We start from the raw sequence: 24,360 nt of genomic DNA on the forward strand, positions 1-24,360 counted from the left end.
AGGAAAGCGTAATATACGCCACCTCGCAACGGTGAGCGAAAGCCGCGTTGCACTGCTCTTTAACAATTTATCAGACAATCTGTGTGGGCACTCAAAGTGACATGGATTCTTAATGTCTTCGGACAATAAATGAATACCAAGTCTCTGAGTGAACATACGTAATTCATTACGAAGTTTAATTCACGAGCATCAAACTTAAATTGAAGAGTTTGATCATGGCTCAGATTGAACGCTGGCGGCAGGCCTAACACATGCAAGTCGAGCGGTAACACAGGGAGCTTGCTCCTGGGTGACGAGCGGCGGACGGGTGAGTAATGTCTGGGAAACTGCCTGATGGAGGGGGATAACTACTGGAAACGGTAGCTAATACCGCATAACGTCGCAAGACCAAAGAGGGGGACCTTCGGGCCTCTTGCCATCAGATGTGCCCAGATGGGATTAGCTAGTAGGTGGGGTAACGGCTCACCTAGGCGACGATCCCTAGCTGGTCTGAGAGGATGACCAGCCACACTGGAACTGAGACACGGTCCAGACTCCTACGGGAGGCAGCAGTGGGGAATATTGCACAATGGGCGCAAGCCTGATGCAGCCATGCCGCGTGTATGAAGAAGGCCTTCGGGTTGTAAAGTACTTTCAGCGGGGAGGAAGGCGATAAGGTTAATAACCTTGTCGATTGACGTTACCCGCAGAAGAAGCACCGGCTAACTCCGTGCCAGCAGCCGCGGTAATACGGAGGGTGCAAGCGTTAATCGGAATTACTGGGCGTAAAGCGCACGCAGGCGGTCTGTCAAGTCGGATGTGAAATCCCCGGGCTCAACCTGGGAACTGCATTCGAAACTGGCAGGCTAGAGTCTTGTAGAGGGGGGTAGAATTCCAGGTGTAGCGGTGAAATGCGTAGAGATCTGGAGGAATACCGGTGGCGAAGGCGGCCCCCTGGACAAAGACTGACGCTCAGGTGCGAAAGCGTGGGGAGCAAACAGGATTAGATACCCTGGTAGTCCACGCCGTAAACGATGTCGACTTGGAGGTTGTTCCCTTGAGGAGTGGCTTCCGGAGCTAACGCGTTAAGTCGACCGCCTGGGGAGTACGGCCGCAAGGTTAAAACTCAAATGAATTGACGGGGGCCCGCACAAGCGGTGGAGCATGTGGTTTAATTCGATGCAACGCGAAGAACCTTACCTACTCTTGACATCCAGAGAACTTAGCAGAGATGCTTTGGTGCCTTCGGGAACTCTGAGACAGGTGCTGCATGGCTGTCGTCAGCTCGTGTTGTGAAATGTTGGGTTAAGTCCCGCAACGAGCGCAACCCTTATCCTTTGTTGCCAGCGGTTCGGCCGGGAACTCAAAGGAGACTGCCAGTGATAAACTGGAGGAAGGTGGGGATGACGTCAAGTCATCATGGCCCTTACGAGTAGGGCTACACACGTGCTACAATGGCGCATACAAAGAGAAGCGACCTCGCGAGAGCAAGCGGACCTCATAAAGTGCGTCGTAGTCCGGATTGGAGTCTGCAACTCGACTCCATGAAGTCGGAATCGCTAGTAATCGTAGATCAGAATGCTACGGTGAATACGTTCCCGGGCCTTGTACACACCGCCCGTCACACCATGGGAGTGGGTTGCAAAAGAAGTAGGTAGCTTAACCTTCGGGAGGGCGCTTACCACTTTGTGATTCATGACTGGGGTGAAGTCGTAACAAGGTAACCGTAGGGGAACCTGCGGTTGGATCACCTCCTTACCTTAAAGAACCTGCCTTTGTAGTGCTCACACAGATTGTCTGATGAAAAGTAAATAGCAAGGCGTCTTGCGATTGAGACTTCAGTGTCCCCTTCGTCTAGAGGCCCAGGACACCGCCCTTTCACGGCGGTAACAGGGGTTCGAATCCCCTAGGGGACGCCACTTGCTGGTTCGTGAGTGAAAGTCGCCGACCCCCGTATCTCAAAACTCATCTTCGGGTGACGTTTGAGATATTTGCTCTTTAAAAATCTGGATCAAGCTGAAAATTGAAACGACACATCTTAATTGGTGTGTTCGAGTCTCTCAAATTTTCGCAAGTCGATGATGAATCGAAAGAAACATCTTCGGGTTGTGAGGTTAAGCGACTAAGCGTACACGGTGGATGCCCTGGCAGTCAGAGGCGATGAAGGACGTGCTAATCTGCGAAAAGCGCCGGCGAGGTGATATGAACCTTTGACCCGGCGATGTCCGAATGGGGAAACCCAGTGTGTTCCGACACACTATCGTTAACTGAATACATAGGTTAACGAGGCGAACCGGGGGAACTGAAACATCTAAGTACCCCGAGGAAAAGAAATCAACCGAGATTCCCCCAGTAGCGGCGAGCGAACGGGGAGCAGCCCAGAGTCTGAATCAGCTTGTGTGTTAGTGGAACGGTCTGGAAAGTCCGGCGATACAGGGTGATAGCCCCGTACACGAAAGCACACAGGCTGTGAACTCGAAGAGTAGGGCGGGACACGTGGTATCCTGTCTGAATATGGGGGGACCATCCTCCAAGGCTAAATACTCCTGACTGACCGATAGTGAACCAGTACCGTGAGGGAAAGGCGAAAAGAACCCCGGCGAGGGGAGTGAAAAAGAACCTGAAACCGTGTACGTACAAGCAGTGGGAGCACCTTCGTGGTGTGACTGCGTACCTTTTGTATAATGGGTCAGCGACTTATATTCTGTAGCAAGGTTAACCGTATAGGGGAGCCGAAGGGAAACCGAGTCTTAACTGGGCGTTAAGTTGCAGGGTATAGACCCGAAACCCGGTGATCTAGCCATGGGCAGGTTGAAGGTTGGGTAACACTAACTGGAGGACCGAACCGACTAATGTTGAAAAATTAGCGGATGACTTGTGGCTGGGGGTGAAAGGCCAATCAAACCGGGAGATAGCTGGTTCTCCCCGAAAGCTATTTAGGTAGCGCCTCGTGAACTCATCTTCGGGGGTAGAGCACTGTTTCGGCTAGGGGGCCATCCCGGCTTACCAACCCGATGCAAACTACGAATACCGAAGAATGTTATCACGGGAGACACACGGCGGGTGCTAACGTCCGTCGTGAAGAGGGAAACAACCCAGACCGCCAGCTAAGGTCCCAAAGTCATGGTTAAGTGGGAAACGATGTGGGAAGGCACAGACAGCCAGGATGTTGGCTTAGAAGCAGCCATCATTTAAAGAAAGCGTAATAGCTCACTGGTCGAGTCGGCCTGCGCGGAAGATGTAACGGGGCTAAACCATGCACCGAAGCTGCGGCAGCGACACTTAGGTGTTGTTGGGTAGGGGAGCGTTCTGTAAGCCGTTGAAGGTGTCCTGTGAGGGGTGCTGGAGGTATCAGAAGTGCGAATGCACATAAGTAACGATAATGCGGGTGAAAAGCCCGCACGCCGGAAGACCAAGGGTTCCTGTCCAACGTTAATCGGGGCAGGGTGAGTCGACCCCTAAGGCGAGGCCGAAAGGCGTAGTCGATGGGAAACAGGTTAATATTCCTGTACTTGGTGTTACTGCGAAGGGGGGACGGAGAAGGCTATGTTAGCCGGGCGACGGTTGTCCCGGTTTAAGCATGTAGGCGGAGGTTCCAGGTAAATCCGGTACCTTATTAACGCTGAGGTGTGATGACGAGGCACTACGGTGCTGAAGTAACAAATGCCCTGCTTCCAGGAAAAGCCTCTAAGCATCAGGTAACATCAAATCGTACCCCAAACCGACACAGGTGGTCAGGTAGAGAATACCAAGGCGCTTGAGAGAACTCGGGTGAAGGAACTAGGCAAAATGGTGCCGTAACTTCGGGAGAAGGCACGCTGATGTGTAGGTGAAGCCCCTGCGGGTGGAGCTGAAATCAGTCGAAGATACCAGCTGGCTGCAACTGTTTATTAAAAACACAGCACTGTGCAAACACGAAAGTGGACGTATACGGTGTGACGCCTGCCCGGTGCCGGAAGGTTAATTGATGGGGTTAGCGGCAACGCGAAGCTCTTGATCGAAGCCCCGGTAAACGGCGGCCGTAACTATAACGGTCCTAAGGTAGCGAAATTCCTTGTCGGGTAAGTTCCGACCTGCACGAATGGCGTAATGATGGCCAGGCTGTCTCCACCCGAGACTCAGTGAAATTGAACTCGCTGTGAAGATGCAGTGTACCCGCGGCAAGACGGAAAGACCCCGTGAACCTTTACTATAGCTTGACACTGAACACTGGTCCTTGATGTGTAGGATAGGTGGGAGGCTTTGAAGCGTGGACGCCAGTCTGCGTGGAGCCGACCTTGAAATACCACCCTTTAATGGCTGGTGTTCTAACGTAGACCCGTAATCCGGGTTGCGGACAGTGTCTGGTGGGTAGTTTGACTGGGGCGGTCTCCTCCCAAAGAGTAACGGAGGAGCACGAAGGTTAGCTAATCCTGGTCGGACATCAGGAGGTTAGTGCAATGGCATAAGCTAGCTTGACTGCGAGAGTGACGGCTCGAGCAGGTGCGAAAGCAGGTCATAGTGATCCGGTGGTTCTGAATGGAAGGGCCATCGCTCAACGGATAAAAGGTACTCCGGGGATAACAGGCTGATACCGCCCAAGAGTTCATATCGACGGCGGTGTTTGGCACCTCGATGTCGGCTCATCACATCCTGGGGCTGAAGTAGGTCCCAAGGGTATGGCTGTTCGCCATTTAAAGTGGTACGCGAGCTGGGTTTAGAACGTCGTGAGACAGTTCGGTCCCTATCTGCCGTGGGCGCTGGAGAATTGAGGGGGGCTGCTCCTAGTACGAGAGGACCGGAGTGGACGCATCACTGGTGTTCGGGTTGTCATGCCAATGGCATTGCCCGGTAGCTAAATGCGGAAAAGATAAGTGCTGAAAGCATCTAAGCACGAAACTTGCCCCGAGATGAGTTCTCCCTGACCCTTTAAGGGTCCTGAAGGAACGTTGAAGACTACGACGTTGATAGGTCGGGTGTGTAAGCGCAGCGATGCGTTGAGCTAACCGATACTAATGAACCGTGAGGCTTAACCTTACAACGCCGAAGCTGTTTCGGCGAAGAGACGACACATTCAACTCAGCTTGATACAGATTAACAGAATTTGCCTGGCGGCTTTAGCGCGGTGGTCCCACCTGACCCCATGCCGAACTCAGAAGTGAAACGCCGTAGCGCCGATGGTAGTGTGGGGTCTCCCCATGTGAGAGTAGGGAACTGCCAGGCATCAATTAGAAGAACCCCGTACCGTAAGGTGCGGGGTTTTTTGCTTTTGTTTTCTCCCTCTCCCTGTGGGAGAGGGGCGGGGTGAGGGCATCAAACCGCACCATCCTCTCCTTGAAACTTTCTCACCTTCTGCTTGCAGACTCGACATTCAAACCATTTCTGGGTATCGTTAGCTATCTGGATGTCTAAACGTTTATACGTATGCTGTGAGGATATTAAGCTATGCCGATTCGGGTGCAGGACGAGCTACCAGCCGTCAATTTCTTGCGTGAAGAGAACGTCTTTGTGATGACGGCTTCGCGTGCGACAGGTCAGGAAATTCGCCCGCTGAAGGTGCTTATTCTCAATCTGATGCCAAAAAAGATCGAAACAGAAAACCAGTTCCTGCGTCTTCTGTCTAACTCCCCGCTGCAGGTCGATATTCAGCTGCTGCGAATCGATGCCCGTGAGTCACGTAACACGCCTTCTGAGCATCTGAACAACTTCTACTGTAACTTCGATGACATCCAGGGTGAAAACTTCGACGGACTGATTGTGACCGGCGCGCCGCTCGGTCTGGTTGAATTTAACGATGTCGCCTACTGGCCGCAGATCAAACAGGTGTTGGAGTGGGCAAAAGATCACGTCACGTCGACATTGTTTGTCTGTTGGGCGGTACAAGCCGCACTGAATATTCTTTATGGCATCCCCAAGCAAACCCGCACTGAAAAGCTCTCCGGCGTATACGAACACCACATTCTTCATCCACATGCGTTGCTGACGCGTGGTTTCGATGACTCTTTCCTGGCCCCGCATTCTCGCTACGCCGATTTCCCGGCCCAGCTGATTCGTGACTACACCGATCTGGAGATCCTGGCCGAAACGGAAGATGGAGATGCTTATCTGTTTGCCAGCAAGGATAAGCGGATTGCATTCGTGACCGGGCATCCTGAGTACGATCCGCATACCCTTGCGTCAGAGTATTTCCGCGATGTTGAAGCGGGTCTTAATCCGGATGTACCGTACAACTATTTCCCAAAAGACGACCCGCAAAACAAACCGAGAGCAACCTGGCGAAGTCACGGGAATTTGCTTTTTACCAACTGGCTCAACTATTACGTCTATCAGATAACGCCATACGATCTGCGTCACATGAATCCGACGCTGGAGTAATCTTCTGCACTAAACGATCCTAAAGCGTTTCAGCTATTCAAATCAGGCACCTTCGGGTGCCTTTTTTATTTCCGAAATGTCACTCATCGTTCGATTCAACTTTAATCTCAATGAAATCAATCAATTAATCACAATTAATAATTAAAATGGAAATTGTTTTTGATTTTAGAAAAAATATAGATAGTCTTAATTCTGCTGAGCGAAAACTACCCAACGATCTTTCGTTCGCATCGGGGGCGTGATTTTGGATCTTTGATGAGGAGCAGAGTAATGACTCAACAGGCAACGACGGTCGATGAACTGGCCTTTACCAAGCCGTACGGCGAGCAAGAACAACAGGTTTTGACGGCGGAAGCGGTAGAGTTTCTGACTGAACTGGTGACACGCTTTACGCCGCAGCGCAATAAGCTGCTCGCGGCACGCATTCATCAGCAGCAGGAAATTGACGATGGCAAGTTGCCTGGCTTCATTTCGGAAACCGCTTCCATTCGTCGTGGCGAGTGGAAAATCCGCGGTATCCCTGAAGATTTACAGGATCGACGCGTTGAGATCACCGGTCCGGTAGAGCGCAAAATGGTGATTAACGCCATGAACGCCAACGTTAAAGTCTTTATGGCCGATTTTGAAGACTCACTGGCGCCAGACTGGAACAAAGTTATCGACGGGCAGATCAACCTGCGCGACGCCGTGAACGGCACCATCAGCTACACCAACGAAGCCGGCAAAATTTACCAGCTTAAACCGAACCCGGCGGTGCTGATCTGTCGCGTACGCGGCCTGCACCTGCCTGAAAAACATGTCACCTGGCGTGGAGAAGCCATTCCGGGCAGCCTGTTTGATTTCGCACTCTATTTCTTCCACAACTACAAGAACCTGCTGGCAAAAGGCAGCGGTCCCTATTTCTATCTGCCAAAAACGCAGGCCTGGCAGGAAGCGGCCTGGTGGAGCGAGGTGTTCAGCTATGCGGAAGATCGTTTCAACCTGCCGCGCGGCACCATCAAGGCCACGCTGCTGATTGAAACGCTGCCAGCCGTGTTCCAGATGAATGAAATTCTGCACGCCCTGCGCGACCACATTGTCGGCCTGAACTGCGGACGCTGGGACTATATTTTCAGCTACATCAAAACCCTGAAAAACTATCCCGATCGCGTGCTGCCGGATCGTCAGGTCGTGACCATGGATAAACCGTTCCTGAGCGCCTACTCGCGTCTGCTGATCAAAACCTGCCACAAGCGCGGCGCCTTTGCGATGGGCGGCATGGCGGCATTTATCCCGAGCAAAGACGCAGAGCGCAACAATCAGGTGCTCAACAAGGTGAAGGCCGACAAAGAGCTTGAAGCCTGTAACGGTCACGACGGCACGTGGATTGCCCATCCCGGCCTGGCCGATACGGCGATGGAGGTCTTCAACCGCGTACTCGGTGACAATAAAAACCAGCTGTTTGTCACGCGCGAAGACGATGCCCCAACCGCTGAAGAACAGCTGCTGGCTCCGTGTGCGGGCGAGCGGACGGAAGAGGGCATGCGTGCCAATATCCGCGTCGCCGTGCAATACATCGAAGCGTGGATCTCCGGCAACGGCTGCGTGCCGATCTACGGCCTGATGGAAGATGCCGCGACGGCGGAGATCTCACGTACCTCCATCTGGCAGTGGATCCACCATCAAAAAACGCTCAGCAACGGCAAGCCGGTGACCAAATCTCTGTTCCGCCAGATGCTGGCCGAAGAGATGCGGGTGATCCAGGACGAGCTGGGCGAACACCGCTTCAGCAGCGGACGTTTTGACGACGCTGCGCGCCTGATGGAGCAAATCACCACATCAGATGACTTAATCGACTTCCTGACCCTGCCGGGCTACCGCTTCCTGGCGTAACACACCACATAACAATATGGAGCATCTGCACATGAAAACCCGTACCCAACAAATCGAAGAGTTAAAGAAAGAGTGGACACAACCTCGCTGGGAAGGCATCCGCCGTCCTTACAGCGCGGAGGAAGTGGTGAAATTACGCGGCTCGGTCAACCCGGAATGCACGCTGGCGCAAAACGGCGCGGCGAAAATGTGGAAGCTGCTGCACGGTGGCTCTAAAAAGGGCTATATCAACAGCCTCGGCGCGCTGACCGGCGGTCAGGCGCTGCAGCAGGCGAAGGCCGGTATTGAGGCGATTTACCTCTCCGGCTGGCAGGTCGCGGCGGACGCCAACCTGGCCTCCAGCATGTATCCGGATCAGTCGCTCTATCCGGCTAACTCCGTGCCGTCGGTGGTGGATCGGATCAACAACACCTTCCGCCGTGCGGATCAGATCCAGTGGGCCGCAGGTATCGAACCCAACGATCCGCGCTTTACTGACTACTTCCTGCCGATCGTCGCGGATGCGGAAGCAGGCTTCGGCGGCGTGCTGAACGCCTTCGAGCTGATGAAATCGATGATTGAGGCCGGTGCAGCGGCCGTTCACTTCGAAGACCAGCTGGCGTCAGTGAAGAAATGCGGACATATGGGCGGTAAGGTGCTCGTTCCGACTCAGGAAGCGATTCAGAAGCTGGTTGCCGCGCGTCTGGCTGCTGACGTGCTCGGCGTGCCAACGCTGGTGATTGCCCGTACCGATGCGGACGCGGCGGACCTGATCACCTCTGACTGCGACCCGTACGACAGCGAGTTCATCACCGGCGAACGTACCAGCGAAGGCTTCTACCGCACCCATGCCGGCATTGAACAGGCGATCAGCCGCGGCCTGGCGTACGCGCCTTACGCGGACCTGGTCTGGTGTGAAACCTCCACGCCGGATCTGGCGCTGGCAAAACGCTTTGCCGATGCCATCCACGCGAAATACCCGGGCAAGCTGCTGGCCTACAACTGCTCGCCGTCCTTCAACTGGCAGAAAAAGCTGGACGACAAAACCATCGCCAGCTTCCAGCAGCAGCTGTCCGACATGGGCTACAAATACCAGTTCATTACCCTGGCAGGCATCCACAGCATGTGGTTCAACATGTTCGACCTGGCGCACGCCTACGCGCAGGGTGAGGGCATGAAGCACTACGTTGAGAAGGTACAGCAGCCGGAGTTTGCCGCGGGCAAAGACGGCTACACCTTCGTGTCTCACCAGCAGGAGGTGGGAACCGGCTATTTCGATAACGTGACGACCATTATTCAGGGCGGCACCTCCTCCGTCACCGCCTTAACGGGTTCAACGGAAGAAGCACAGTTCTAATCTTTTCCCCCTCTCCCCTCTGGGGAGGGGGTTGGGTAAGGGGAATATATGTCGCGTGGCCTGGAATTACTGATTGCCCAAACTATTTTGCAGGGCTTCGATGCCCAGTATGGTCGTTTTCTTGAAGTGACATCCGGCGCGCAGCAGCGCTTTGAACATGCAGACTGGCATGCGGTTCAGCAGGCCATGAAGCAGCGTATCCATCTCTACGACCACCACGTGGGTCTGGTGGTGGAGCAGCTGCGCTGTATCACCGACGGTAAAAGCCCGGATGCGGAATTTTTACTGCGCGTGAAGGAGCACTACACCCATTTGTTACCCGACTACCCGCGCTTCGAGATTGCGGAGAGCTTTTTCAACTCCGTCTATTGCCGGTTATTTGACCACCGCTCATTATCTCCTGAGCGGTTATTTATCTTCAGCTCCCAGCCCGAGCGACGCTTTCGAACCATTCCACGTCCGCTGGCGAAAGATTTCTTTCCCGATCGCGGATGGGAAAAGCTCCTGCACCGCGTGCTAACGGATCTGCCGCTGCGCCTGCCCTGGGAGAATAAAACCCGGGATATCGGCTATATTCACACCCATCTCAACGAAACCTTCGGCGCGGAGGTGCTCGGCCACAGCCATTTGCAGGTTGCCAACGAGCTTTTCTACCGCAATAAAGCCGCCTGGCTGGTGGGCAAACTGGTTACGCCAACCGCCATTGTGCCGTTTCTGCTGCCCATTCACCGCACCGACGACGGGGAACTGTTTGTCGATACCTGCCTGACCACCAGCGCCGAGGCCAGCATCGTGTTTGGCTTCGCCCGCTCTTATTTCATGGTTTACGCCCCGCTGCCTGCCGCGCTGGTGGAGTGGCTGCGCGAGATCCTGCCGGGTAAAACCACCGCCGAGCTGTATATGGCGATTGGCTGCCAGAAGCACGCCAAGACGGAAAGCTACCGGGAGTACCTGCGCTATGTCACCACGGCCGACGAGCAGTTTATCGAAGCGCCAGGCATTCGCGGTATGGTGATGCTGGTCTTTACGCTGCCGGGCTTTGACCGGGTCTTTAAGGTGATTAAAGACAGATTCGCGCCACAGAAAGAGATGACCGCCGCGCACGTTCGCGCCTGCTATCAGCTGGTCAAAGAGCACGATCGCGTCGGGCGCATGGCTGATACCCAGGAATTCGAAAATTTTGTGCTGGATAAACAGCAGATCGACCCGGCGCTCATGACGCTGTTGATGCAGGAAGCGCCTGCGAAAATCACCGATCTGGGTGACAAAATCGTGATTAGCCATCTTTACATCGAGCGCCGCATGGTGCCGCTGAATATCTGGCTTGAGCAGTCCGAAGGCCAGGCGCTGCGGGATGCCATTGAAGAATACGGCAACGCGATTCGCCAGCTTGCTGCCGCCAATATTTTCCCGGGCGACATGCTGTTTAAGAACTTCGGCGTCACCCGTCACGGGCGGGTAGTGTTCTACGATTACGACGAAATTTGCTACATGACCGAAGTGAACTTCCGCGATATCCCACAGCCCCGCTACCCGGAAGATGAGCTCTCCGGTGAGCCGTGGTACAGCGTCTCGCCGGGCGATGTGTTTCCGGAGGAGTTTCGCCACTGGCTGTGCGCCGACCCGCGCATCGGGCCGCTATTCGAAGAGATGCATGAAGATCTGTTCCGTGCCAGCTACTGGCGCGGACTGCAAACGCGGATCAAAAATGGGCATGTCGAAGATGTGTACGCCTACCGCCGCAAGCAGCGGTTTTGCATCCGGTTTTCTCCCTCTCCCGCAGGGTAAGGGCATCATGTTTTCTCCCTCTCCCTGTGGGAGAGGGCCGGGGTGAGGGCATCAGGCCGCACTCAATCTCAACGAATCCCACCGTACGCCAGCGTCACCTCCTTCGCCGCCTTAATCACCAGCGCACCCAGTTCGGTCACGCGGTCATCGGTCATGCGTGAAATCGGACCGGAGATCGAGATCGCCGCAAACGGCTCGCGGTGCTCGTCAAAAATGCAGGCCGCGAGGCAGCGCAGGCCCAGGGCATGTTCTTCATCATCAAACGAATAGCCGCGCTTGCGGGTCTGGGCCAGATCTTCTTTCAGATGCACGGGCGACACCAGCGTGGCGTGGGTATAAGCATGCAAACCTTTACGGTGCAGCAGCCCCGTCACCTGCTCCTCGCTCAGCTGCGAGAGAAACGCTTTCCCCGCCCCGGACGCGTGCATCGGCAGCTTGCCGCCAATCGGTGCGGACATGCGCATCAGCTGCGTGCACTGCACCTGGTCGATGATAATCGCCTGGTGGTCGCTCTGGTCAAGCACCGCCAGGTTTACGGTCTCGCCGGAATCTTCCATCAGCTTGCGCAGAATCGGGTGCACAATCGCCAGCAGGTTGCGGCTCTGCAGGAAGCTACTGCCAACGATAAACGCATGCGCGCCCACCGCCCAGTGCCCCAGCTCGCCGACCTGGCGGACAAAGCCCAGCTGCTGCATGGTGGTCAGCAGGCGGTGCGTCGTGGAGTTTGGCAGGCCAGCCTGCTGGGCCAGCTCCGTCAGGGCCACGCTGCCGTGCGACTCGGCTATCCACTCCAGCAGCTTCAGACCGCGCGTGAGCGATTGAACCTGTCCGCCCTGTTGTGCGGCGGTGGTGGCAGCAGGCTTTCTGCCGCGTTTGGCGGGAACGGTCGCGACCATGACGATCTCCTTTTTCTGTATCGTGGAAATCATTTTCGTTTTATTTGGTGATTTTGCAACCGTTATCCTGACTGATCGGAGGAGTGATGGTGAACATGTCTCATGTTACCGCTGTGCGCCTTTTCCACCCTGCGAGATTGTGCCAGTATGGAACCCAGCCTTTTGGCCTTGTTGAGCGTTGTCGGGAGCAAGTGTGAGCAGCAAAGTAGAGCAACTGCGTGCGCAGTTAAATGAACGAATTCTGGTGCTGGACGGCGGCATGGGCACCATGATCCAGGGCTATCGTCTGAGTGAAGACGATTTCCGCGGCGAGCGCTTTGCCGACTGGCCCTGCGACCTGAAAGGGAACAACGACCTGCTGGTGCTCAGCAAGCCGTCCGTTATTAAGGATATCCACAACGCCTACTTCGAAGCGGGTGCGGATATCGTTGAAACCAATACCTTCAACTCGACAACCATCGCCATGGCGGATTACCAGATGGAATCCCTGTCGGCGGAAATCAACTTTGAAGCCGCGAAGCTGGCGCGCGCCTGCGCCGACGAGTGGACGGCACGCACGCCGGACAAGCCGCGCTACGTTGCCGGGGTGCTTGGCCCGACCAACCGCACCGCGTCGATTTCACCGGACGTCAACGACCCGGCGTTTCGTAATATCACCTTTGACCAGCTGGTGGCCGCGTACCGCGAGTCCACTAAAGCGCTGGTGGAAGGCGGTTCCGACCTGATCCTGATTGAAACCGTATTCGACACCCTCAACGCCAAAGCCGCGATTTACGCGGTGAAAGAGGAGTTTGAGGCGCTGGGCGTTGACCTGCCGATCATGATTTCCGGTACCATCACCGACGCCTCCGGCCGTACCCTGTCCGGCCAGACAACCGAAGCGTTTTATAACTCCCTGCGCCACGCCGAAGCGCTCTCCTTCGGTCTGAACTGCGCGCTGGGGCCGGACGAGCTGCGCCAGTACGTGCAGGAGCTTTCCCGCATCGCGGAATGCTACGTCACCGCCCACCCGAACGCCGGTCTGCCGAACGCGTTCGGTGAATACGATCTCGATGCCGACACCATGGCGGCGCAAATCCGCGAGTGGGCCGAGTCTGGCTTCCTGAACATCGTCGGCGGCTGCTGCGGCACCACGCCGGAGCACATCGCGGCCATGAGTCGTGCGGTGGCCGGTCTGCCGCCGCGCAGGCTGCCCGAGCTTCCCGTCGCCTGCCGTCTTGCCGGCCTCGAGCCGTTGACCATCGGCGACGACAGCCTGTTTGTGAACGTGGGGGAGCGTACTAACGTCACCGGTTCCGCGAAGTTCAAGCGCCTGATCAAAGAAGAGAAGTACAACGAAGCGCTGGACGTCGCCCGCCAGCAGGTGGAAAGCGGCGCGCAAATTATTGATATCAACATGGATGAGGGGATGCTCGACGCCGAAGCGGCGATGGTGCGTTTCCTCAACCTGATTGCCGGTGAGCCGGACATCGCCCGCGTGCCGATCATGATCGACTCCTCCAAATGGGAAGTCATCGAAAAAGGGCTGAAGTGCATCCAGGGTAAAGGCATCGTCAACTCTATCTCGATGAAAGAGGGCGTTGATATCTTTATCCACCACGCGAAGCTGGTGCGTCGCTACGGTGCCGCCGTGGTGGTCATGGCCTTCGATGAAGTGGGACAGGCGGATACCCGCGAGCGTAAAATTGAGATTTGCCGCCGCGCGTACAAAATTCTGACCGAAGAGGTGGGCTTCCCGCCGGAAGACATTATCTTTGACCCGAACATTTTCGCCGTCGCGACCGGGATTGAAGAGCACAACAACTATGCCCAGGACTTTATCGGGGCGTGTGAAGACATCAAGCGCGAGCTGCCGCATGCGCTGATCTCCGGCGGCGTGTCGAACGTGTCGTTCTCGTTCCGCGGTAACGACCCGGTGCGTGAAGCGATCCACGCCGTGTTCCTCTACTACGCCATCCGCAACGGCATGGACATGGGGATCGTTAACGCCGGCCAGCTGGCGATTTACGACGATCTCCCTGCCGAGCTGCGCGATGCCGTCGAGGACGTGATCCTTAACCGCCGCGACGACGCTACCGAGCGCATGCTGGACCTGGCGGAGAAATACCGGGGCAGCAAATCGGATGAGGCGGCAAACGTTCAGCAGGCCGAGTGGCGTTCCTGGGATGTGAAAAAGCGTCTGGAATACTCGCTGGTCAAAGGCATTACCGAATTTATCGAGCTTGATACCGAAGAGGCGCGCCAGCAGGCAGCCCGCCCGATTGAGGTGATTGAAGGCCCGCTGATGGACGGCATGAACGTGGTCGGCGATCTGTTCGGCGAAGGCAAGATGTTCCTGCCGCAGGTGGTGAAATCCGCCCGCGTGATGAAGCAGGCGGTGGCGTATCTTGAGCCCTACATCGAAGCCAGCAAAGAGAAAGGCTCCAGCAACGGCAAGATGGTTATCGCCACCGTGAAGGGCGACGTGCACGACATCGGCAAGAATATCGTCGGCGTAGTGCTGCAATGTAATAACTACGAAATTATCGACCTTGGCGTGATGGTCCCGGCGGACAAAATCCTCAAGACCGCGCGCGAAGTGAACGCCGACCTGATTGGTCTCTCCGGCCTGATTACGCCGTCGCTCGACGAAATGGTCAACGTGGCAAAAGAGATGGAGCGACAGGGCTTCACCATTCCGTTATTGATTGGCGGGGCGACCACCTCGAAAGCGCACACGGCGGTGAAAATCGAGCAGAACTACAGCGGCCCGACGGTGTACGTGCAGAACGCCTCGCGCACGGTGGGCGTGGTCTCTGCGCTGCTCTCCGACACCCAGCGCGACGATTTTGTGGCGCGCACCCGTAAAGAGTACGAAACCGTTCGCATCCAGCACGGCCGTAAGAAGCCGCGCACCCCGCCAGTTTCGCTTCAGGCGGCGCGCGACAACGATCTGGCCTTTGACTGGTCCAGCTACACGCCGCCGGTCGCACACCGTCTGGGCGTGCAGGACGTAACGGCCAGCATCGAGACGCTGCGCAACTATATTGACTGGACGCCGTTCTTTATGACCTGGTCGCTGGCGGGCAAATATCCGCGCATCCTGGAGGATGAGGTGGTAGGCGAGGAGGCGAAGCGCCTGTTCAAAGATGCCAACGACATGCTCGACGCGCTGAGCGCAGAGAAAACCCTCAACCCGCGCGGCGTGGTGGGGCTGTTCCCGGCGAACCGCGTGGGCGACGACATCGAAATCTACCGTGATGAAACCCGCACCCACGTGCTGGCGGTCAGCCGCCACCTGCGCCAGCAAACGGAGAAAGTGGGCTTTGCCAACTACTGCCTGGCCGATTTCGTCGCGCCGAAGCTGAGTGGTAAAGCCGACTATATCGGCGCCTTTGCGGTAACCGGCGGTCTGGAAGAAGATGCGCTGGCGGACGCGTTCGAAGCGCAGCACGATGATTACAATAAAATCATGGTGAAAGCGATTGCTGACCGCCTGGCGGAAGCCTTCGCCGAGTACCTCCACGAGCGGGTGCGCAAGGTGCACTGGGGTTACGCGGCGAATGAGAACCTCAGCAACGAGGAGCTGATCCGCGAAAACTACCAGGGGATTCGCCCGGCGCCGGGCTATCCGGCCTGTCCGGAGCACACCGAAAAAGGCACCATCTGGAAACTGCTGGACGTGGAAGCCCATACCGGCATGAAGCTCACCGAGTCGTTCGCCATGTGGCCGGGCGCGTCAGTTTCAGGCTGGTACTTCAGCCATCCGGACAGCAAGTACTTCGCCGTGGCGCAGCTGCAGCGGGATCAGATCGAAGATTATGCCCTGCGCAAAGGCATGAGCGTGTCAGAAGTCGAACGCTGGCTGGCACCGAATCTGGGCTACGACGCCGACTAAAATCACTTTTCCTTACAACAAACAGGGCGCTCATTAGGCGCCCTGTCTCTTTCTTACGTTTAAACCCTTATACTGGAAGAAGGTTCTTATCTTTTGCCCGGTGGCGCTGCGCTTACCGGGCCTACGCGCTAAACCTCAGGAAAACAGATAACGATAAGGAGGAACACCTTCCGTGTTGACGTTGTTACACCTGCTCTCTGCAGTCGCACTGCTCGTATGGGGCACCCATATCGTCCGTACCGGCGTGATGCGCGTCTTTGGCGCGCGCTTACGTACCGTTCTCAGCAGCAGCGTTGAGAAGAAGCCGCTCGCCTTCTGCGCGGGCATTGGCGTAACGGCGCTGGTTCAGAGCAGTAACGCCACGACCCTGCTTGTCACCTCCTTTGTGGCGCAGGATCTGGTTGCGCTGGCCCCGGCGCTGGTGATTGTGCTGGGGGCGGATGTAGGTACCGCGCTGATGGCGCGAGTTCTTACGTTCGATCTCTCCTGGCTGTCGCCGCTGCTGATTTTTCTCGGCGTGATCTTCTTCCTCGGCCGCAAACAGACGCGCGCCGGACAGCTCGGGCGCGTAGGGATTGGCCTGGGGCTGATCCTGCTGGCGCTGGAGCTGATTGTGCAGGCGGTCACGCCTATCACCGAGGCCAACGGCGTTCAGGTCATCTTCGCCTCCCTGACCGGGGACATCATGCTGGATGCTCTGATTGGCGCGGTGTTTGCCATCGTTAGCTACTCCAGCCTGGCGGCGGTTCTGCTGACGGCCACGCTCACCGCCGCAGGGGCGATCTCCTTCCCGGTGGCGCTGTGTCTGGTGATCGGGGCCAACCTCGGCTCCGGCCTGCTGGCGATGCTCAATAACAGCGCGGCCAACGCCGCCGCCCGCCGCGTGGCCCTCGGCAGCCTGCTGTTTAAGCTGGTGGGCAGTCTGATTATCCTGCCCTTTATCCACCCGCTGGCGAACCTGATGGACAACCTTCCGCTGCCGAAGGCGGAGCTGGTGATCTATTTCCACGTCTTCTATAACCTGGTGCGCTGCCTGGCGATGGTGCCGTTCGCTGGGCCGATGGCCCGCTTCTGCGAACGACTCATTCAGGACGAACCGGAGCTGGATGCGCGCCTGAAACCGAAGCACCTGGATACCTCCGCGCTGGATACCCCGGCGCTGGCGCTGGCGAATGCCGCGCGCGAGACGCTGCGCATGGGCGACGCAATGGAAACCATGCTCGAAGGCCTGCAAAAGGTGATGCACGGCGAGCCGCGTGAAGAGAAAGAGCTGCGCAGATTAGCGGACGACATCAACGTGCTTTATACCGCCATCAAGCTTTACCTGGCGCGTATGCCGCAGGACGAGCTGGCTGAAGAGGAGTCTCGCCGCTGGGCCGAAATTATCGAGATGTCGCTTAACCTTGAACAGGCCTCTGATATCGTTGAGCGCATGGGCAGCGAGATTGCCGATAAATCCCTTGCCGCGCGTCGTGCGTTTTCAGGTGAGGGCCTGAAGGAGCTGGAAGCGCTGCACGAACAGCTGGTCAGCAACCTCAAGCTGGCGATGTCGGTGTTCTTCTCCAGCGACGTACCGAGCGCGCGCCGCCTTCGCCGCAACAAGCATCGTTTCCGTATTCTGAACCGCCGCTACTCGCACGCCCACGTTGAGCGTCTGCACCAGCAGAACGTGCAGAGTATCGAAACCAGTTCGCTGCACCTGGGGCTGCTGGGGGATATGAAGCGTCTCAACTCGTTGTTCTGCGCGGTGGCGTACAGCGTGATGGAACAGCCGGATGAAGACGACGAGCGGGACGAATATTAATCTCTGAAAGCGCCTCGCAAAACCGTTTCGCGAGGCGTGACACCTTATAACGCGCCATTTACTCTTTAGACCTTACATTTTTAAGGGAATAGAAAATGCTCGTTTATTACGCTACACTTCGCCAATTCATGCGCATTCCTATGGGGGTCCTCATGCGCACTACGCATGGCATCAAAAAATCAGTCAATGTGTCGTTAGCGCCAGAAATCCTGGAAGAGGCGAGACGGCTTAACCTTAATCTCTCTGCCGTGCTCACGGCTGCACTGCAGGAGCAGTTTCGCGCGCATCAGCGCGCAGAGTGGTTAGCAGAAAATAAAGCTTCTATCGAGGCCATTAACCAATGGGTTGATGAAAACGGCTCCTTTAGTGACTTTCAGAGGTCGTTTTGATGGAGCAATATTTTGCTTATGAGAATGAAGGTAAGGGGAAAAATGCCTATCCCTGGCTAATCAATATGCAGCATCCGGTGGCCAATGTGATGAAACATGTCCTGGTTGCTCCCGCAGTTGAGCTTAGACACCTGGGAGGCATTCAACCGCCTGCGAAAGTGTGCCCTGTCGTTGAGATAGCGGGTAAGCCTTGCGTGGTCATGATGCACATGATGGCAGGCATATCGCCAAAAGAGTTAGGCGAGCGTGTCGCCGATCTTACGCAAAACCGGGCTTCATTGCGGGATGCACTCGATTTTTTGATCAACGGTTACTAACACTTTTTTGTCAGCCGCAAGGTAAGGTATATTTCGCCCTTCACAGGAGAAACTATGCTGCCAACTCAATCAACCCGATTAAACAAATACATTAGCGAGAGCGGGATCTGCTCACGTCGCGAGGCTGACCGTTACATTGAACAAGGTAACGTGTTTCTTAACGGCAAACGCGCCACCATCGGCGATCAGGTGGCCCCTGGCGATGTGGTTAAAGTGAATGGTCAGGTCATCGAACCGCGCGATGCTGAAGACCTGGTGTTTATCGCGTTGAACAAACCGGTTGGGGTTGTCAGCACCACGGAAGACGGTGAGCGGGACAACATTGTTGATTTCGTGAACCACAGCAGCCGCATTTTCCCGATTGGCCGTCTGGATAAAGACTCTCAGGGGCTGATTTTCCTCACCAACCACGGCGATCTGGTCAACAAAATTCTGCGTGCCGGTAACGACCACGAGAAAGAGTACATCGTTACGGTGAACAAGCCGGTCACGGACGAATTTATTCGCGGCATGGGCGCCGGTGTGCCGATCCTCGGCACCGTCACGAAGAAGTGTAAGGTCAAGAAAGAAGCACCGTTCGCGTTCCGCATTACCCTGGTGCAGGGCCTGAACCGCCAAATCCGCCGCATGTGCGAACACTTCGGTTATGAAGTGACGAAGCTGGAACGCACGCGCATCATGAACGTCAGCCTGTCCGGTATTCCGCTGGGCGAGTGGCGCGATTTAACCGATGACGAGCTGATTGAGCTGTTCAAGCTTATCGAGAACTCCTCGTCCGAAGCGAAGCCGAAGGCCAAATCCAAACCGAAAACCCAGTCGATTAAGCGCCCGGTGGTGAAGGCGCCGCAGGCGGAAGAGAAAGGGCGAGGCAAGCCGGGCAACGGAAAACGCTTTACCCAGCCGGGGCGCAAAAAGAAAGGGCGCTGATTAGCGCTTTCCACGGGTAGACGTTGTGGCCGACCAGGAAAAGGTCGCCTCTGCATCGGGTTTATAAGCCTGCTCTTTTTTCAGCTTGCGGGCTTTTTTCGCCGCGGCGTCACGCTGCGCCATCAGCTTATCGATGTACTCTTTTTTCACCTGATTGGTTTCGGCGTTCGTCAGCGTGCGGCCATGTGCGATACGGGCGCGGTCGAGAAGCGTTTTCAGTTCGCGCTGCTCGGCTTCCGTCATGTCTTTCTGGGTCAAACGTGGTGTAGCCATTGCTGAAGCCTCCTGATGGGGAGGCTTCAGTGTAAAGCAAGCCGCGTAAATTAACCCTGCTTCACCGCATCTTTTTTCGTTTGCTCATCAATCGGTTTGCCGGACCAGTAGCCCGCCAGCAGCGAGCCGGAGAGGTTATGCCAGACGGAGAACAGCGCGCCGGGCAGGGCCGCCAGCGGGGAGAAGTAAATTTTACCGAGCGCCGCCGCCAGGCCGGAGTTCTGCATGCCTACCTCGATTGCCAGCGTGCGGCAGGTAGATTCGTCAAAACCAAACAGCTTCCCGCCCCAGTAGCCGCCCAGCAGGCCAATTGTGTTATGCAGCACCACCGCGATGATGACCACAAAGCCCACGGAGGCAATGTGCGATGCGGAACCCGCCACCACGGCGCTGATGATCGCCAGAATGCAGACCATCGAAAACGCGGGCAGGTACGGCTCAACGGCCTTAACCACGCGCGGGAAAAGATGGTGAATGACCAGCCCCAGCGCAATCGGGATCACAACAATCTGCAGAATGCTGAGCAGCATGCCCATCACGTCCACCTGAATATGCGCGTCCACGTACAGGCGAGTTAACAGCGGCGTGGCAACGACGCCAACCAGCGTTGAAACGGACGAGATCGTGACGGAGAGCGCCACGTCCCCTTTCGCCAGGTAGATCATGACGTTGGACGCCGTGCCGCTGGCCACGCTGCCCACCAGCACCATCCCGGCGGAGAGATCGGGCGGCATCTTAAAGGCCATCGCCAGCAGCCACGCCGCAAGCGGCATCACCAGGTAGTGCAGGAAGATCCCTGCTGCGACGGGCGCAGGGCGAGACAGCACGCGTTTGAAGTCGTCGATTTTCAGATGCACGCCCATACCGAACATGATCAGCATCAGCAGCGTGGCGACCCACGGACCAATGCCCGTGAAGGTGGCGGGGGTGTAATACGCGAGTACGGAGAGCAGCAGCGCCCATAACGGGAACAGCCGTGTGATGACGGATAACATAGTGGATTCCTTGCAGTATTGTCGTGTTGTTTAGTTATGAAAAAGCCGGGTCTGTGCCCGGCTTATAGGTATTGTTTATCGTGCTAACGAATTTTATTCAAACAAATTCTGATGAAGTTTCTGCACCACCTGCTCGGCCTGATCGGCAGGCACCAGGAAGCAGAGGTTGTAGCTGGACGCGCCATAGCAGATCATGCGGATGCTGAACGGGTCGAGTACGCCGAACACCTCTTTACCCACGCCGCAGGCGCGCGACAGCTTGTTGCCAATGATGGCAACCAGCGCCAGATCTTCTTCCACTTCCACGCGGCACAGCTCAGACAGCTCAATCAGCAGAGACTGCGTCAGCAGCGTGTCGCCGGTGGAGGTCGAGCCGGTGGTGTCCAACGTCAGCGCAATGCTCACTTCAGAGGTGGTGATCAGATCCACCGAGATATTGTGGCGCGCCAGAATGCCAAACACTTCCGCCAGGAATCCGCGGGAATGCAGCATATTGTGGCTGTGGAGCGTCACCAGCGTCTGGCGACGACGCAGGGCCAGGGCGCGGAACAGCGGTGGGTTTTCCGTTTTCTTGCAGACCAGCGTCCCGCCCGCTTTCGGATCTTTACTGGAGCCGACGAAGACGGGAATATCGCTGCGTACGGCTGGCAGCAGCGTTGCCGGGTGCAGCACTTTCGCGCCGAAGGTGGCCATTTCAGCCGCTTCTTCAAAAGCGATCACATCAATACGTTTAGCCGCGGAAACGACGCGCGGGTCGGTGGTATAAATGCCCGGAACGTCCGTCCAGATATCCACGCGCGTTGCATGCAGGGCTTCGCCAAGCAGCGCGGCGGTGTAGTCGCTGCCGCCGCGGCCAAGCGTGGTGGTGCGGCCTTTCGCTTCACTGCCGATAAAGCCCTGGGTGATCACGATACCGTCTGCCAGGCGTGGTGCCAGCTGCTGATTGGTCAGCTCTGCCAGCGCCTCAACGTCCGGCTCGGCACGACCAAAGCGATCGCTGGTACGCATCACTTTACGCACGTCAAACCACTGCGCCTGAACGTTACGCTCGCGCATGATTTCTACAAACAGCAGGGTGGACATCAGCTCGCCGTGGCTGACCAGCTCGTCGGTCAGTGCGGTGGAGGTGGCCAGAGAGGCCGCTTCTGCCAGGGTGGTGATATTTTCCAGCAGACGTTCCACTTCCTCGCGGATGACGTTCGGGTTCTGCAGACGCTCAAGAATGTCGAACTGAATTTTGCGCAGTGCATCCAGCTTCACGAAACGTTCTGTCGCTTCCAGTCCTTCAGACAGAGAAACCAGCAGGTTCGTCACGCCGGCGGAGGCAGACAGCACCACCAGGCGGGTATTCGGATCGGCCAGCACCACATCGGCGCTGCGGTTCATGGCATCGTAATCGGCCACACTGGTGCCGCCAAATTTGGCGACCACAAAACTCGTCATAACAACCTCGTGTCAGGGAATGAATAAGCGACCTTGGCACAAGAGTGAAACGAAAACAGGTGCAGGCGCAAAATACGGCCCTATAAATAAAATGCGGGGGAGGTCCTGTCAATGCTGGGATTATGCGGATTTTTTATGGGGGGGTACCCCTGAGAAACAGGACTTATAACAGGGCCATATTTTATGCTCCATTTTAGCCTGTTTTGGGCGACATTTCGCCGCCCCAGGAGGCTCCGTCAGCAGCTATACTTTTCGGGTCTTTTCACCTGTGTTTGATGCAGGCCAGGGCAATGGCATAAAAACCATCACAATTTTTATTTGCAGGCGCTACAATCGACCGCAGTCACAATTCTCAACAGAAGAGTATTGCTAATGAAAAACATCAACCCAACGCAGACCGCTGCCTGGCAGGCACTCCAGAAACATTTTGATGAAATGAAAGACGTCACCATCGCAGATCTGTTCGCGAAAGATGCCGATCGTTTCGCTAAGTTCTCCGCGACCTTCGACGACCTGATGCTGGTGGATTTCTCCAAAAACCGCATTACCGAAGAGACGCTGGCAAAACTGCAGGATCTGGCGAAAGAAACTGAGCTTGCCGACGCCATCAAATCCATGTTCTCCGGTGAGAAGATCAACCGCACCGAAGACCGTGCCGTGCTTCACGTGGCCCTGCGTAACCGTAGCAATACGCCAATCATCGTTGACGGCAAAGACGTCATGCCGGAAGTGAACGCGGTGCTGGAGAAGATGAAAGCCTTCTCCGAAGCGATCATCTCCGGTAGCTGGAAAGGCTACACCGGCAAAGCGATCACCGACGTGGTTAACATCGGTATCGGCGGTTCTGACCTCGGTCCGTTCATGGTGACCGAAGCGCTGCGCCCGTACAAAAACCACCTCAATATGCACTTTGTGTCTAACGTCGATGGTACCCACATCGCCGAAGTGCTGAAGAACGTGAACCCGGAAACCACCCTGTTCCTGGTTGCCTCCAAAACCTTCACCACTCAGGAAACCATGACCAACGCCCACAGCGCGCGCGACTGGTTCCTGAAAACCGCGGGCGACAACAAGCACGTGGCGAAACACTTCGCGGCGCTGTCTACCAACGGTAAAGCCGTCAGCGAGTTCGGCATTGATACCGCGAATATGTTCGAGTTCTGGGACTGGGTTGGCGGCCGCTACTCCCTGTGGTCCGCGATCGGTCTGTCCATCATCCTGTCCGTGGGCTTCGACAACTTCGTTGAGCTGCTCTCCGGCGCGCACGCGATGGATAAACACTTCTCCACGACCGCACCAGAGAAAAACCTGCCGGTGCTGCTGGCGCTGATCGGTATCTGGTACAACAACTTCTTCGGCGCTGAAACCGAAGCGATCCTGCCGTACGACCAGTATATGCACCGCTTTGCGGCCTACTTCCAGCAGGGCAACATGGAGTCCAACGGTAAATACGTTGACCGTAACGGCAACGCGGTGGATTACCAGACTGGCCCAATCATCTGGGGCGAGCCGGGCACCAACGGTCAGCATGCCTTCTACCAGCTGATCCACCAGGGCACCAAAATGGTACCGTGCGATTTCATCGCCCCGGCTATCACCCATAACCCGCTGTCCGACCACCATCCAAAGCTGCTGTCTAACTTCTTTGCGCAGACCGAAGCGCTGGCGTTCGGTAAATCCCGCGAGGTGGTTGAGCAGGAATACCGTGACCAGGGTAAAGATCCGGCAACTCTGGATCACGTTGTGCCGTTCAAAGTGTTCGAAGGCAACCGTCCAACCAACTCCATCCTGCTGCGCGAAATCACGCCGTTCAGCCTGGGCGCGCTGATTGCCCTATATGAGCACAAGATCTTCACGCAGGGCGCCATCCTGAACATCTTCACCTTTGACCAGTGGGGCGTTGAGCTGGGCAAACAGCTGGCAAACCGTATTCTGCCAGAGCTGGGTGATGATAAAGCGATTGCCAGCCATGACAGCTCGACAAATGGTTTGATCAACCGTTATAAAGCATGGCGCGCGTAATTAAAACGTCATGAAAACGTGCCGGCTTAATGCCGGCATTTTTTTATCGGATAATTCCTGATGTCTGTTAGTTAACTCAAATTCTGCA

Annotated in this window: 14 protein-coding genes, 1 tRNA gene and 3 rRNA genes; 14 read left to right on the forward strand and 4 right to left on the reverse strand. The window is 56.2% G+C overall.

All coding sequences use genetic code 11. The features are described 5' to 3' along the window. Window positions 1-197 precede the first annotated feature (197 nt). The 8 genes from AC2TE5_RS01235 to aceK all read left to right on the forward strand — a co-directional run bounded on the left by AC2TE5_RS01235 (window position 198) and on the right by aceK (window position 11,329). A 16S ribosomal RNA gene (locus AC2TE5_RS01235) occupies window positions 198-1,737 on the forward strand. 85 nt (window positions 1,738-1,822) lie between these two features. Then, window positions 1,823-1,898: transfer RNA gene (locus AC2TE5_RS01240), tRNA-Glu, on the forward strand. A 193-nt stretch (window positions 1,899-2,091) separates the two neighbouring features. Next, a 23S ribosomal RNA gene (locus tag AC2TE5_RS01245) occupies window positions 2,092-4,995 on the forward strand. A gap of 70 nt (window positions 4,996-5,065) precedes the next feature. Further along, window positions 5,066-5,181: ribosomal RNA gene (rrf, locus tag AC2TE5_RS01250) — 5S ribosomal RNA — on the forward strand. Together the 16S, 23S and 5S rRNA genes with 1 tRNA gene alongside form the textbook arrangement of a ribosomal RNA operon. A gap of 222 nt (window positions 5,182-5,403) precedes the next feature. Beyond that, window positions 5,404-6,333, forward strand: coding sequence for a homoserine O-acetyltransferase MetA (metA, locus tag AC2TE5_RS01255; RefSeq protein WP_024906663.1), 930 nt, complete (start codon window positions 5,404-5,406; stop codon window positions 6,331-6,333). A 270-nt stretch (window positions 6,334-6,603) separates the two neighbouring features. After that, the gene (gene aceB / locus AC2TE5_RS01260) at window positions 6,604-8,205 is read left to right on the forward strand and encodes a malate synthase A (protein WP_484612524.1); all 1,602 of its coding nucleotides are present in this window, start codon (window positions 6,604-6,606) and stop codon (window positions 8,203-8,205) included. A gap of 31 nt (window positions 8,206-8,236) precedes the next feature. Further along, window positions 8,237-9,541 (forward strand): isocitrate lyase, encoded by a 1,305-nt coding sequence (gene aceA, locus AC2TE5_RS01265; protein ID WP_059347311.1) that lies wholly within the window; start codon window positions 8,237-8,239, stop codon window positions 9,539-9,541. Between the two features lie 48 nt (window positions 9,542-9,589). Next, window positions 9,590-11,329, forward strand: a complete 1,740-nt coding sequence (aceK, locus tag AC2TE5_RS01270) for a bifunctional isocitrate dehydrogenase kinase/phosphatase (protein ID WP_484612525.1) — start codon at window positions 9,590-9,592, stop codon at window positions 11,327-11,329. A 68-nt stretch (window positions 11,330-11,397) separates the two neighbouring features. Here aceK and iclR read toward each other — a convergent pair whose 3' ends face one another. Further along, window positions 11,398-12,225, reverse strand: coding sequence for a glyoxylate bypass operon transcriptional repressor IclR (gene iclR, locus AC2TE5_RS01275; protein WP_213329737.1), 828 nt, complete (start codon window positions 12,223-12,225; stop codon window positions 11,398-11,400). A gap of 193 nt (window positions 12,226-12,418) precedes the next feature. Here iclR and metH point away from each other — a divergent pair, with 193 nt between their 5' ends. The 5 genes from metH to rluF all read left to right on the forward strand — a co-directional run bounded on the left by metH (window position 12,419) and on the right by rluF (window position 19,539). Further along, window positions 12,419-16,102: a methionine synthase gene (gene metH, locus AC2TE5_RS01280; RefSeq protein WP_484612526.1), complete on the forward strand. Its 3,684-nt coding sequence runs from the start codon at window positions 12,419-12,421 to the stop codon at window positions 16,100-16,102. A 172-nt stretch (window positions 16,103-16,274) separates the two neighbouring features. Then, window positions 16,275-17,906: a Na/Pi cotransporter family protein gene (locus AC2TE5_RS01285; RefSeq protein WP_063145329.1), complete on the forward strand. Its 1,632-nt coding sequence runs from the start codon at window positions 16,275-16,277 to the stop codon at window positions 17,904-17,906. 95 nt (window positions 17,907-18,001) lie between these two features. Further along, window positions 18,002-18,295, forward strand: a complete 294-nt coding sequence (locus AC2TE5_RS01290) for a type II toxin-antitoxin system CcdA family antitoxin (protein ID WP_083022000.1) — start codon at window positions 18,002-18,004, stop codon at window positions 18,293-18,295. Next, on the forward strand, window positions 18,295-18,612 hold the full coding sequence (locus AC2TE5_RS01295; RefSeq protein WP_484612527.1) for a CcdB family protein: 318 nt from the start codon (window positions 18,295-18,297) through the stop codon (window positions 18,610-18,612). The genes AC2TE5_RS01290 and AC2TE5_RS01295 overlap by 1 nt, the downstream gene beginning before the upstream one ends. Window positions 18,613-18,666: 54 nt before the next feature. Then, window positions 18,667-19,539: a 23S rRNA pseudouridine(2604) synthase RluF gene (rluF, locus tag AC2TE5_RS01300; RefSeq protein ID WP_484612528.1), complete on the forward strand. Its 873-nt coding sequence runs from the start codon at window positions 18,667-18,669 to the stop codon at window positions 19,537-19,539. Here the strand turns inward: rluF and AC2TE5_RS01305 are convergent, their stop codons facing one another. From AC2TE5_RS01305 to lysC, 3 genes are all read right to left on the reverse strand, one after another. Beyond that, window positions 19,540-19,812, reverse strand: coding sequence for a YjbD family protein (locus tag AC2TE5_RS01305; RefSeq protein ID WP_213329731.1), 273 nt, complete (start codon window positions 19,810-19,812; stop codon window positions 19,540-19,542). Window positions 19,813-19,862: 50 nt separating this feature from the next. After that, window positions 19,863-20,807, reverse strand: a complete 945-nt coding sequence (gene panS, locus AC2TE5_RS01310; RefSeq protein ID WP_121426209.1) for a ketopantoate/pantoate/pantothenate transporter PanS — start codon at window positions 20,805-20,807, stop codon at window positions 19,863-19,865. A 93-nt stretch (window positions 20,808-20,900) separates the two neighbouring features. Then, a complete protein-coding gene (gene lysC, locus AC2TE5_RS01315; RefSeq protein ID WP_023309996.1) occupies window positions 20,901-22,250 on the reverse strand; it encodes a lysine-sensitive aspartokinase 3 in 1,350 nt (449 codons plus the stop codon). A 372-nt stretch (window positions 22,251-22,622) separates the two neighbouring features. Between lysC and pgi the strand changes: the two genes are divergently transcribed. Beyond that, on the forward strand, window positions 22,623-24,272 hold the full coding sequence (pgi, locus tag AC2TE5_RS01320) for a glucose-6-phosphate isomerase (protein ID WP_121426211.1): 1,650 nt from the start codon (window positions 22,623-22,625) through the stop codon (window positions 24,270-24,272). Window positions 24,273-24,360 lie beyond the last annotated feature (88 nt).

Source organism: Enterobacter sp. N5-15 (genome assembly GCF_057221635.1).

Coding starts and splice junctions, on each gene's coding strand:
- AC2TE5_RS01305 (WP_213329731.1), bottom strand. CDS start 19,812: ATGGCTACACCACGTTTGACCCAGAAAGACATGACGGAAGCCGAGCAG.
- AC2TE5_RS01295 (WP_484612527.1), top strand. CDS start 18,295: ATGGAGCAATATTTTGCTTATGAGAATGAAGGTAAGGGGAAAAATGCC.
- iclR (WP_213329737.1), bottom strand. CDS start 12,225: ATGGTCGCGACCGTTCCCGCCAAACGCGGCAGAAAGCCTGCTGCCACC.
- metA (WP_024906663.1), top strand. CDS start 5,404: ATGCCGATTCGGGTGCAGGACGAGCTACCAGCCGTCAATTTCTTGCGT.
- aceA (WP_059347311.1), top strand. CDS start 8,237: ATGAAAACCCGTACCCAACAAATCGAAGAGTTAAAGAAAGAGTGGACA.
- AC2TE5_RS01290 (WP_083022000.1), top strand. CDS start 18,002: ATGCTCGTTTATTACGCTACACTTCGCCAATTCATGCGCATTCCTATG.
- aceK (WP_484612525.1), top strand. CDS start 9,590: ATGTCGCGTGGCCTGGAATTACTGATTGCCCAAACTATTTTGCAGGGC.
- panS (WP_121426209.1), bottom strand. CDS start 20,807: ATGTTATCCGTCATCACACGGCTGTTCCCGTTATGGGCGCTGCTGCTC.
- pgi (WP_121426211.1), top strand. CDS start 22,623: ATGAAAAACATCAACCCAACGCAGACCGCTGCCTGGCAGGCACTCCAG.
- aceB (WP_484612524.1), top strand. CDS start 6,604: ATGACTCAACAGGCAACGACGGTCGATGAACTGGCCTTTACCAAGCCG.
- rluF (WP_484612528.1), top strand. CDS start 18,667: ATGCTGCCAACTCAATCAACCCGATTAAACAAATACATTAGCGAGAGC.
- lysC (WP_023309996.1), bottom strand. CDS start 22,250: ATGACGAGTTTTGTGGTCGCCAAATTTGGCGGCACCAGTGTGGCCGAT.